The following is a 12,063-nucleotide window of genomic DNA, read 5'->3' on the forward strand; positions in this document are numbered from 1 at the left end:
ATGCCCACCCCTTTCCAACCCATTGACGAAACGCGCAGCTATGCGTTTCGCATTTATGACCAAGGAGCCTCATGGGAGCCGTCCACGTTCGCACGCCTAAGAACTTTGTACTCGAGGAGCGCCTGGAGCGCTACGCCGATGCGATTGAGACGAATCCCGAGGCCTATGTCGGAGATTGGCGCAAGGCCTGTGCGCCCGCAGGCAGCAAGCCTTTCGAACACCTTCACCTGGATCTTGGTTGTGGCAAGGGAACGTACCTTGTAGAGCGCGCGGCCCACGAGCCAAACACGCTCTTTATCGGCATGGACCAGGAGCCCATCTGCATTGCCTATGCCGCGCAGAAAATATGCGAGCAGGAACTGACCAACGCACTTGTCCTGCCCCGAGGCGCCGCATCGCTGCCGCAACTGTTTGCCGCAGGCGAGCTCGACGCCATAACCATCAACTTTCCCACGCCGCAGCCCAAGGCCAAGTACGCCAAAAAACGACTCGTCCATGTCGACCATCTGATGCTCTACCGCCCGCTCTTTTCAGCCGGCGCCGCCGTCACACTGCGCACTGACAGCAAGCCATTGCGCGACTACGCTTTGGGGCAGTTTGCCGCGGCAGGCTACGACACACTTTGGGTAAGTGACGACGTCCGCCGCGACCATCCCGAGCACCCCGAGACCGAATACGAATGCCGCACGCGCGAGATGGGTGCCGTCGTCTATGGCATTTGCGCCACGCCCGGTGCGCTGCCAACCGACGAACAGCTCGCGGCGGGCCGCGTGCAGGAACAAAGTCTTGCCTGCTACCTACCCAATAACCTCGATGAGCTCACCTATGTACCTCTGGGCATGGAAGAGGCCGTCGAGAACTTTAGGAACCGCGCCCGCAAAGGCAAAAAGCGCCTTCCGCAGGAGTCATAGGGGCTTTTGGCGGTCGCTACGCCAGCGAGCAAGCACAAATAGGCACCGATGAACGACCCTCAAACCTAAGTGAGTAGACTTTTTTGCAATAGCCAGGCACAGCCCGCATAGCGAAACATAAAACCGCAGGTAGAACCCTTGCACAAAAGTCATGTGCTCGCAATATCGCAAAAAGTCTACTCACTTGGCTAGCGACTACACTAAACGGCTGGGCAGAACGCCCATTTCCTGCATTTTCTTGCCTGCGAACGCATCGATGCGACGCTACGCCATAATAGTTGGCGGACAATCGCGAGAGAAAGCAAACACATGGCACAGACCACGACAGATATCGCCGCCAGCACCGTCTCCGGCGCCGGAGCCGCCAGCTCATTCTCGGGCGGCACGGGAACCGAGGCCGAGTTCGGCTCGCTCGGCGCGCTCTCCCCCACTTGGTGGGAGCCCGAGGACGGCAGCGAGCCCGAACCGTGGCTCACGCCCGATCAGGCCTTCGAGCGCTTCTTTGAATGGACGAGCGGCCGCGGCATTGAGCTGTGGGATCACCAAGAAGAGGCCCTCATGGACCTGGCCGCCGGCGATCACGTCATTTTGGGCACGCCGACCGGATCGGGCAAATCGCTCGTCGCGCTGGGCATGCTCTTTATGGGCATGGCGCAGGGCAAACGTTGCTATTACACGGCCCCTATCAAGGCCCTGGTCAGCGAAAAGTTCTTCGATCTGGTACAGGTGCTCGGCCGCGATAACGTCGGTATGATCACCGGCGACACGCATATCAACACCAAGGCACCCGTCATCTGCTGCACGGCAGAGATCCTTGCCAACGACGCACTGCGCGAGGGCGAAGATGCCGATGTTGGCTGCGTCGCCATGGACGAGTTCCACTACTTTGCCGACCCCGATCGCGGTTGGGCCTGGCAGGTGCCGCTGCTCACCCTGCCTCACACGCAATTCATGCTCATGAGCGCCACACTCGGCGATGTCACTGCCATCGCCGCCTCACTTGAGGAGCACACCGGCGCAACCTGCGACTTGGTTGTCGACGCCCCGCGTCCGGTTCCGCTGAGTTATGACTATGTGACGACCTCCCTCGAGGGCACGGTCGAGCTCGCAATGCGCCGCGGCGAGGCCCCGCTCTACATCGTGCACTTTAGCCAGGACGCCGCACTTGCGACGGCGCAATCCCTCGCCAACTTTGGTATTGCCAGCAAGGAGCAGCGTGGGGCCATCAAGGAGGCGGCCAAGGGCACGAGCTTCTCGACGGCCTTTGGCAAGATTCTTAAGCGCTTGCTCGGATGCGGCGTCGGCGTGCACCATGCTGGCATGTTGCCGCGCTATCGTCTGCTGGTCGAGCGCTTGGCACAACAGGGCCTGTTGCCCGTCATCTGTGGCACCGATACGCTCGGCGTCGGCATCAACGTGCCCATCCATACCGTGGTGCTCACCGCGCTCACCAAGTTCGACGGCTACAAGATGCGTCGTCTGCGCGCCCGCGAGTTTCATCAGATTGCCGGTCGCGCCGGCCGCTCGGGCTTCGATACCGAGGGCACGGTGATTGCCGAGGCACCCGAGCACGAGATCGAGAATGCCAAGCTCATGGCCAAGGCGGGCGACGACCCCAAGAAGCTCCGCAAGATTAAAAAGAAGAAGGCCCCCGAGGGCTTTGTCACCTGGAACAAGCAGACCTTTGAGCGCCTGATCGAGACGCAGCCCGAAACGCTCAAGCCGCGCCTTCGCATCACACACTCCATGGTGATTAGCGTGGTCGAACAGGGCGGCGACGCCCGTGCCCGCGTGCACGACCTCATCGAGACGAGCCTGCAAACGCCCGAGGAAAAGGCAAAGCTCGAGGTTCGCGCCGACGAAATCTTCGCCACGCTCATCGATTCCGGTGTCGTCGTTCGCACCGAGGTGCCGCCCGCACCCGACGCTCCGGCTGACGCCGCGCCGGACATCGACTACGCGCTGACGGTCGACCTGCCCGAGGACTTTGCGCTCGATCAGCCGCTCTCGCCGTTCTTGCTCGCCGCGCTGGAGCTGCTCGATCCCGAGAGCGAGACCTATACCATGGATTTAATCTCAATGGTCGAGGCGACGCTCGAAGATCCCAAGCAAGTGCTGCGTGCGCAGGAGCGTGCCGCACGCGATCGAGCTATGGCCGAGATGAAGGCCGACGGCATCGAGTATGAGGAGCGTCTGGAGCGCATTCAAGACGTCACGTACGAAAAGCCGCTCGAGGATTTGCTCGACGCCGCTTTTGACAAGTACTGCCAGGAAGTACCCTGGGCAAACGACTACCAGCTCTCTCCCAAGAGCGTCCTGCGCGATATGCTGGAAAGCGCGAGCGATTTTAAGGGCTACATTCAAAAGCTCGGCATCGCCCGCTCCGAGGGCATTTTGCTGCGCTACCTGGCAGAGGCTTACCGTTCGCTCGACCGCACCGTACCCATCGAGAAGCGCGACGAGCGCCTGCGCGACATTATCTCGTGGCTGGGCTTTGTGGTGCGCTCGGTCGACTCGAGCTTGGTAGACGAGTGGGAAAACGTTGGCAACCCGGCAGCCCTCGACGCCACGCCGCCGCAGGGCATCGACGAGGTCGTGGCGGACCGCCGCGGCTGCACGTTGTTGGTGCGCAACGCGCTCTTCCGCCGCGTGACCCTTGCCGCCCGCGAGCACGTTCGCGACCTGGGCGAGCTCGACGACGACTGGGGCATGAGCGAGATCCGCTGGCAAAAAGCACTCGACGCTTACCACGAGCAGCACGAGGAGATTCTCACCGACGGCGACGCGCGCTCCTCTGCTATGTTCTCGATCGACGAGTCCGACGAGAAGGCGCTCCACGTGTGGCACGTGCACCAGATTTTTGCCGACGAGGACGGCGACCACGACTTTGGCATCATGGGCGATGTCGATCTGGACGCCACGCAAGACGGTGGCGAGGTCATCTTCAAGAACTACCGCGTCGGTTTTATCGAGGATTTGCTCGAGGATTAGCCAAGCATATTGGGACGAAACGAAGCGGGGCTGTTGGCAACATCGCCAGCAGCCCCGCTTTTTCACTATCCGCTATGCCTTACTCGGCATCCTCGACCTCATACGAATCCGCCTCGGCGGGCTCATCGCCTGTCTCCGACGCGGTCTCGCGTGCCTCATCAAACGCTGCCTTCATGGTCTTGTTGCCCCAAGTGAGCTTGCGAATGGTGAGCTCATCAGCCTTGTTGTGGGCCAGGCGCAGATTCTCGGTGCTGCGGCGCAAATCGTCCTTGGTCTTCTCGAGCTGCTTGATGGCGGCATCGATTTCCTTGATCGCCGACTCGAATTGCTTACTCGCCAGGTTATAGTTGCGCGAGAAGCCATCCTTGAACTTCTCCATCTTGGCTTCGAAGTTCGTGACATCGATATTCTGCTGTTTGTACTCCGCCAGTTCCTGCTTATAGCGAAGCGAACCCATAGCGGCGTTGCGAAGGAGCGTAATCATGGGGATGAAGAACTGCGGGCGGATCACGTACATCTTCTCATAGCGGTAACTCACGTCGACGATACCCGCGTTATAGAGGTCACTCTCGGGCTCCAGCAGGGTGCAGAGCACCGCATACTCGCAGCCTTTCTGGCGGCGATCGTGATCGAGTTTCTTAAAGAAATCCTCGTTCTTGTGTTTGGTCGCGGTCTCGTCGTTCTCGTTTTTCATCTCGAACATGATCGAAATGATCTCGTTGCCGCTCTCGTCACACTCGCGGAAGATAAAGTCGCCCTTGGTACCCTCGGATGCATCGTTATCCTTCTCGAAATACGCGTTGGGAAACGCCGTCATGCGCAGGCGGTTAAACTCGGTCTCGCAGTGCTGCTCGAGCGACTCGCCCACCATCTTGGTGGACAGGCGGACCTTCATGTCCTTAAGGCGCTCAATCTCTTCATCCTTGTAGCGAATCAGTTCCTCGTTCGCGCGCTTGGTCTGCGCAAGTTCGAGCTCGTGTGCCGCCTTGGCCTGCTCCTCGCGTGAATCGCGCACCGCCAGCTCACTCGTGAGCTTGGCGCGGGCCTCGTCACGCTCACGCTCCGCCGCGGCGACCGCCTCCGATAGGTTCATCTTGGCCGTCAGTTCCTGTTCGCGCAGCTGAGCACGCAGACCCTCGGCCTCCTGCTCGGACTGAGCCTTTGCGACGGAAAACTTCTCCTGAACCTTCGCGCGATAGTCAGCAAGCGTACGTTCGGCCTCGCTGCGAGCGGCCTCGAGCTCACGCTGCGACTCGGCCGCAGCAGCAGCAAGCGCCATCTCCTGGGCCTTGTCCGCCGCGGCGAGCCTGGCTTGCAGCTCGGCAATCTGGGCATCACGTGCGGACAGGTCGTTTTGAGCAGCATTGCGTGCCGCTGCCTCGGCAAGCCTGGCTTCATCATCTTTGCGCCCCAACTGCGCACGCAGGTTGTCGATCTCGCGCTGCAGTTCGGCATTCTCCTTTTGAGCATCGGCGCGGGCCTCAACCGCCGCACGCTGGCTTGCACTCTCGCGCTCTGCGGCAGCGCCCTCGAGCTTGGCGCGCAGCTCGGCAAGCTCAGCGTCGCGCTTGGCGAGTTCTTGCGCCAGCTGCTGGGCTGCAGCGTTCTTCTGCTCGACAAGCTGAGCGTCGCGCTGAGACTCTGCCTTTTGCAAGGCAGCCGTCGAGCGCGAGCGCTCAAGCTCCAGCGCCTGCTCGCCCTCGCGCTGAGCAGCCTTCACGCGCTCGTCCAGGTCGCGCGAGAACTCGGCGTCGCGCACCTGCTTGACGATATCCGCATAACCGGACGCATCGACCTTAAAAACTTCGCCGCAATGCGGGCACTTGATCTCGTTCATGGCAGCTCCTCGATGGACGCAAATTTCAACCGCCTACACTCTACCGCGCCGCACGGACAAAAAAGACTCCGCCATAATGCCGGCGACGACGCCAGAACCACCACAAAGGTGCCTGCCCCCTTTGTGGTGGCTCTGGCGCCCTATAACCCAAAGAAGCTAAGAATCTGGTCACGGCTTACGGGCTTGTACTCGTTGGCATCGAGACCGACATCGTAGCGAAAGATAGGGCGCTCGCGATCGCGGTTGCGTGCATTGGTACGGTCTCCCCTGCTGTGGATGTGCCCGTGCAGCATGATGGCGCCGCGCGCCTTGCCATTCCAGCTGAGCATGGGGTAATGGCTCAACACCAGGCGATGGCCCTTGGCATAGCCGGGAGCAATCTCCAGGTAATCGCGCACGTCTTCCCAAATCTGCGGTACGTCGGGATCTTCCCAGTCGCCGTCATGGTTACCACGGATGAGCGTCACGTTCTGACATTCGATACGCTCGCGCAGGCGCATCGCCTCCGCCAGGGGCAAACGATAGGTAAAGTCTCCCAAGATATAGAGACGGTCGTCCGCCGCCACGCACTCATTGACGGCATCGATGACCTTGCGGTTCATCTCCTCGACCGAATCAAACGGCCGATCCATATCGTGCAAGATATTCGTATCGCCCAGGTGCAGGTCGGCGGTAAACCACATCATCGTCTCTGTCCTCATTTCGCAACGTGTTCAACTCGTGCTAAGTATACAGACGCAGCGATGCAGCGGTTATCCAAAGAGCCCGCCGAACAGTCCGCGGCGGCGCTTGTCTTGCTTTTTCGAAGCGTCGCCCTGGGCGTTCTTGTCCTGCCGCTTCTTCCGGTCCTGCTCCAGCTCATCATCGTCGATCAGCATATCCCACTCAAACGGGTCGTCCGTCAGATCGAACAGGTCATCGTCATCAAACATGACCGCCTCCATTGCCGATTAGCGAGCATCCACCACATAGAGACCAACGCGCACCTGATGCCACGGGCTGCGCTCGGGAGCAACCTGTTGCACGCGAGCCTCAAATACGTCCTCGTGGCCGTAATACATCATCAAGGACAGCGGGCCGACCTCGTTTCCCGGAACATACCCAAGCTTGGTGTTGCCGTAGTAGATCGCAACCGCCTCGGGATCATGGGGGTTATCGCGCTCGGCACACAGCGTCAGTTTATCGCCCGCTTTAAGATCGCCCAAGACCAAGGCGCCATCGGCATACTGAAATCCTGCAATATGAAACGACAAAAGAACACGTGAAGGCTCGTACATGGCAACTCCTCTAACGACCGAATAAACCGGCACTTAACCTTACTGAGAAGCTTACGGGCCCGTGCGGACAAAATTTCACCCGCTCGCACCTTTCGCCCATTTGCCGCAACGCTTGCGAGACAGAGCGCTTGCAGATAAGATAGAGGCACGGATGGCACCCGTTGCAGCGGGTCTTGCCAACTCCAGTGCACGTTTACATCGTGAGAAGTGGCCGTCTTCGCTTACGCGGGGGCGGCTATTTCATTCGGCCGATAAACAGGCCGAGTTCGATAGCCGCGATTAACAACGCCAGTAACGAAATAACATCGCTTACGTTCATACCAATTCCCTTCTAAAGGGAGTTGGCCCATCCGTACCCCATAGCAGTAGTCTAACGTAAATGGCAGGTAATAGGAACATTTGTTCGTATTACCTGCCATTTTCTAATGCACGAATATGCGCACGAACTTGTGCTTCCAGCTCTCATAAGGGGCGTAGCGGAACGGCACGTCCAGCCACGTTGCCTTGTTCACGATGCTCTTCTTGTGGCTAAACGTATCGAAGCTCTCGCGGCCATGGTACTGGCCCATACCGCTCGCACCCATGCCGCCGAAGCCCATATGACTCGTAGCCAAGTGCATGATCGTGTCGTTAACGCAGCCGCCGCCAAAGGGCACGTAGCGCACAAAGCGCTCCTGAACTGCGCGATCCTGGCTAAAGATATACAGGGCCAGCGGCGTCGGACGATCTGCAATAAACGCCTCGGCCTCATCCAGGCTCTCAAACGTCAGCACCGGCAAGATGGGACCGAAAATCTCTTCCTGCATCACGGCGTCCTCAGGCGCCACGCCGTCTAGGATCGTCGGCTCAATCTTGAGCGACGACTCGCGCGCCGTGCCTCCCAGCACAACCTTGTCGGGGTCGATCAGCCCGCGCACGCGCGCAAAATGCTTGGCGTTGACGATATGACCGTAATCCTCGTTGTCGAGCGGATGCTCGCCAAACATGCGACGGGTCTCCTCCCTGATGAGGCCCAACAGCTCATCGTGTACGCGCGTATCGACCAGCAGGTAGTCGGGCGCCACGCAGGTCTGCCCCACGTTGAGCCATTTACCAAAGGCGATGCGCCGTGCCGCGACTTTTAAGTTTGCCGTGGCATCCACAATGCAGGGGCTCTTTCCGCCCAGCTCAAGCGTCACGGGCGTCAGGTTTTTACTTGCGCGCTCCATGACGAACTTGCCGACCGGAACGCTACCGGTAAAGAAAATCTTGTCCCAGCTCTCGTCGAGCAGCGCCTCATTCTCGGCACGGCCGCCTTCGACGACCGTCACCAGGCGCGGATCAAATGCTTCCTCGCAAATCTGCCTGAGCACCGCGCTCGATGCCGGAGCATAGGCACTCGGCTTGATGACCACGGTATTGCCCGCGGCAAGGGCGCCGGCAAGCGGCTCGAGCGTTAGCAAAAACGGGTAGTTCCAGGGCGCCATAATGAGCGTGACGCCATAGGGCACGGCTTGCGTTTTGCACACACTCACGGCGTTGGCGAGGTCACACGGACGCAGGCGCGGACGGCTCCATCGAGCCACATGCGCAATCTGATGACGAATCTCGGAAAGCGAGGTGCCGATCTCACACATATAGGCCTCGTCATGCGACTTTCCCAAATCGGTCTTGAGCGCATGGGCAATATCGGTCTCGTGTGCCCGCACCGCCTCGCGCAGGCGCACGAGGGCGCGACGTCGAGCATCGACATCAAACGTGGCGCGCGTCTTAAAGTAGGCGCGCTGTTCGCCGACAATGCGCGCGATTTCCTCGGTGTTCATGGGCCCTCCTAGTTCTCATCCTCAAACATACCACCCGCGACGACCTCGTACATACGCTCGAGCTCCAAACGGTCCATCAAAAGTGGAACGGGGTATAGCGGATTGGCCTCGGCATCGGCATGGGCCGCCATTTGCGGAATATCGGAGCGGCGAATGCCCGTCACATATTTGGGAATGCCCAAGGCGGCATTCATGCGGTCGACCCAATCGATAAAGGCCTCGGCCGCAAGACTGTCCTGCGCGTTAGCCGGCGCGATACCGGCCATGCGAGCAAGATCGGCAAGCTTGGGGGCGGCGGCGTCACCATAAGCGCGAAGCATGTGCGGCAGGATGATCGCGTTGGCCAAACCGTGCGGAATTCCGTATCGGCCGCCCAGACTGTGCGCGATGGCATGCACGTATCCGACATAGGAGCGGGTAAATGCAACACCCGCTTTATACGCCGCCGAAAGCATATTGCGACGAGCGCGCATGTCGTCGCCATGCTCATAAGCCTCGGGCAAATTGTCGTGGATGAGCTGGACCGCCTGACGCGCCATCTTGCGCGTGTAGGGCGTGGTGCTACGGCCGATAAAGGCCTCGACGGCATGCGTCAGGGCATCCATGCCCGTCTGCCCCGTAATGGAGGCGGGCAGGCCGCGTGTAAACTCGGGGTCGTGCACCGCAAAGCGCGGGATAAGCACAAAGTCGTTAATGGGGTACTTGTAGTGCGTCTCGTCATCGGTGATAACCGCCGCGAGTGTGACTTCGCTTCCCGTACCGGCGGTAGTGGGAACCGCAATAAGCAGCGGCAGGAGACGGTGGACGCGCAACAGGCCACGCATCTTGTTGATGGGCTTATTTGGCTGTGCGATGCGTGCGCCCACACCCTTGGCGCAGTCCATGGCCGAACCGCCACCAAAGCCGATAATGGCCTGGCAGGCGCTCTCGCGATACAGGGACGCCGCTTCCTCCACGTTTGAGACCGTGGGATTCGCACGCGTTTCGGCATAGACCGTAACGCCAATCCCCTGAGCCGTAAGCGCACGCTCGAGTGATGCCGTGAGTCCCAAACGAGCAATACCAGGGTCTGTCACGATAAGGACCTTCTGGATCGAGCGCTTTTGAAGCACTGCGGGCACATCCTCGGCATGCTCCAAAATGCGCGGCTCGGTATAGGGCAGGATCGGCAATGCGATGCGAAAAACCGTCTGATATGTTCGGCACCAGGCGCGGCGGGCTAGATGCATAAAGGAAACTCCTTCATTTGTTGATAGGTCAACATTTGTTCGACCGATTGTACTCATCGGCGTCCGCATATGGCTTGCAAATCGTTAATCAATCAACATCTTCACATGCCGAAAATTGTTTTATTAAAAATCATTCCTAATAGGCTTCACATTCGGTCGCATTTATGGATAATAGAACTCGTCAAGACGCACGTCCGGAGAGGGCCCTTACGGGACCGGACGAGCGCACCATCGCCATCGATCGAAAGGATCGAATCATGAAGTTTGTTTGCCCCGTTTGCGGTTATGTGGAAGAGTTCGACGGCGACCAGCTGCCCGAGGATTTCAAGTGCCCCCAGTGCGGCGTTCCCGGCTCTCGCTTCCTGAAGCAGGAGGAGGGTCAGCTCGAGTGGGCTGCCGAGCACGTCGTGGGCGTCGCCAAGATGGAGGGCGTCTCCGAGGACATCGTTGCTGACCTGCGCGCCAACTTTGAGGGCGAGTGCTCCGAGGTCGGTATGTACCTGGCCATGGCTCGCGTTGCTCATCGCGAGGGTTATCCCGAGATCGGCCTGTACTGGGAGAAGGCTGCCCACGAGGAGGCCGAGCACGCCGCCAAGTTCGCCGAGCTCCTGGGCGAGGTTGTGACCGACTCCACCAAGAAGAACCTCGAGATGCGCGTTGAAGCCGAGAATGGCGCCACCGCCGGCAAGACCGATCTTGCCAAGCGTGCCAAGGCCGCTGGTCTCGATGCCATCCACGACACCGTGCACGAGATGGCTCGCGACGAAGCTCGCCACGGCAAGGCTTTCGCTGGCCTGCTCAAGCGCTACTTTGGCTAAGCCAGCCGCCTGAGAGATAATCTCTAGCTCGATGAGGCCCGGACCGCATGGTTCGGGCCTTTTTCGTGACTCACGAACTTGTTAACTCCCTGAAATAGGACCACCTTCGGCATCGGCTTCGCGTCAAAAACTAAGTGAGTAGCCTTTTGGGAACTTGTCGAGCAGACCATCCGTATTGATTTATAAAACCGCAGGTAGATAGCTTGCCGCAAAACAATCTGGTCGCCATCACGCTAAAAGTCTACTCACTTAGATTTGCAACCGTCCATGATCGGGCCTTTTTGTGTCTAACGGGCATCTTTTTGTCGATTTCTCCCAGTTTTGACCAGTCAACGAATAGCTCAGACCGAAGTAATGCCTCGGCCCCTTGCTCCTCCAAGCTTTTATCGCGATATTCAACATCGAGCAACCTGCACACGGCCTTAACAATCGCGTGGAATCTATCCTCATCGGATATCTGTCCGTGTGTCAGGAGAAATACATCGTAGCCCATGGCCTGAAGCGCCGTCATGCGGTCGGCGTCACGCAAGCCATCCCCGGCTCGCCCGTGTGAGCCCTTTCCTTGGCATTCAATGGCCACCTGTCGCTCTCCGTCCGGCGAAGACAGAAGTAGGTCAATGTATACGCGGGACTTGCCTACAATCGCCCGAGCACTTGCGCTTAGCGCCACTTCGACATTGAGCTCAATGCCGCAAAAACCTTCGCCTCCCAATGATCGTGGCAACCCAAGCAACAAATACGTCTCAACCTCAAAAGGCGATGCGGCACCCAGTGGAACGAGATGCGATACCGCGACAAATCGCTTGCCGTAACGCATCCCACAAACATCTGAGCAAAAACGGTCAAGATCTCCGCCCAAAACCAAAGCGTCGCGCCGCCACAAATTTGAGGCGGCACCGTCCTCGGACGGGCAACGTGCCCAACCAAAGGTTGCCGGAATCGCGCCTGACTCAATTGCACGCGAAAGCTCCGCCTCGAGTGCTGCCGGCAAGGCACAAACCGCAAACAAGCCGCACATCTCCGCCAATACCAAAAGAAGTTGGAGATCCGTCAGATGCCGCGACATGATGAATGCCGTCAGCAGAGGAGACGTAACCAAAAACCCATGTTCCGTTTCCAGCACGGATTCCCTAGGAAGCTCACCAAGGAACAGCCGTTGCCTAACGCTGGCAGGACAAGTCCGCTTGTTTCTCGTCCG

General features: G+C 59.2%; 10 protein-coding genes. 3 read left to right on the forward strand and 7 right to left on the reverse strand.

Features of this window, described 5'->3' with window-relative positions:
- Positions 1–71: 71 nt before the first annotated feature.
- Positions 72–911 (forward strand): tRNA (guanosine(46)-N(7))-methyltransferase TrmB, encoded by an 840-nt coding sequence (locus DW151_RS00255; RefSeq protein WP_118333916.1) that lies wholly within the window; start codon positions 72–74, stop codon positions 909–911.
- 309 nt (positions 912–1,220) lie between these two features.
- Positions 1,221–3,902, forward strand: coding sequence for an RNA helicase (locus tag DW151_RS00260; protein WP_118333918.1), 2,682 nt, complete (start codon positions 1,221–1,223; stop codon positions 3,900–3,902).
- Positions 3,903–3,981: 79 nt separating this feature from the next.
- Here the strand turns inward: DW151_RS00260 and DW151_RS00265 are convergent, their stop codons facing one another.
- The 6 genes from DW151_RS00265 to DW151_RS00290 form a co-directional block, all read right to left on the reverse strand.
- Positions 3,982–5,739 (reverse strand): DUF2130 domain-containing protein, encoded by a 1,758-nt coding sequence (locus DW151_RS00265; protein ID WP_118333919.1) that lies wholly within the window; start codon positions 5,737–5,739, stop codon positions 3,982–3,984.
- Positions 5,740–5,879: 140 nt separating this feature from the next.
- Entirely contained in the window at positions 5,880–6,425 is a 546-nt protein-coding gene (locus tag DW151_RS00270; RefSeq protein ID WP_233502598.1) for a metallophosphoesterase, read from the reverse strand.
- 66 nt (positions 6,426–6,491) lie between these two features.
- Positions 6,492–6,671: a hypothetical protein gene (locus DW151_RS00275; protein ID WP_117655200.1), complete on the reverse strand. Its 180-nt coding sequence runs from the start codon at positions 6,669–6,671 to the stop codon at positions 6,492–6,494.
- A gap of 18 nt (positions 6,672–6,689) precedes the next feature.
- On the reverse strand, positions 6,690–7,016 hold the full coding sequence (locus tag DW151_RS00280; RefSeq protein ID WP_117655201.1) for an HIRAN domain-containing protein: 327 nt from the start codon (positions 7,014–7,016) through the stop codon (positions 6,690–6,692).
- A 422-nt stretch (positions 7,017–7,438) separates the two neighbouring features.
- Positions 7,439–8,818, reverse strand: coding sequence for an aldehyde dehydrogenase (locus DW151_RS00285; RefSeq protein WP_117842926.1), 1,380 nt, complete (start codon positions 8,816–8,818; stop codon positions 7,439–7,441).
- 8 nt (positions 8,819–8,826) lie between these two features.
- On the reverse strand, positions 8,827–10,047 hold the full coding sequence (locus DW151_RS00290; RefSeq protein ID WP_118094212.1) for an iron-containing alcohol dehydrogenase: 1,221 nt from the start codon (positions 10,045–10,047) through the stop codon (positions 8,827–8,829).
- Positions 10,048–10,301: 254 nt separating this feature from the next.
- On the opposite strand from DW151_RS00290, the gene DW151_RS00295 reads away from it, so the two are divergent.
- The gene (locus tag DW151_RS00295) at positions 10,302–10,865 is read left to right on the forward strand and encodes a ferritin family protein (protein ID WP_070097113.1); all 564 of its coding nucleotides are present in this window, start codon (positions 10,302–10,304) and stop codon (positions 10,863–10,865) included.
- 241 nt (positions 10,866–11,106) lie between these two features.
- Here DW151_RS00295 and DW151_RS00300 read toward each other — a convergent pair whose 3' ends face one another.
- A complete protein-coding gene (locus tag DW151_RS00300; RefSeq protein ID WP_118333921.1) occupies positions 11,107–11,988 on the reverse strand; it encodes a hypothetical protein in 882 nt (293 codons plus the stop codon).
- Positions 11,989–12,063 lie beyond the last annotated feature (75 nt).

It is taken from the genome of Collinsella sp. AM13-34 (genome assembly GCF_003473055.1).
Taxonomy (GTDB): domain Bacteria; phylum Actinomycetota; class Coriobacteriia; order Coriobacteriales; family Coriobacteriaceae; genus Collinsella.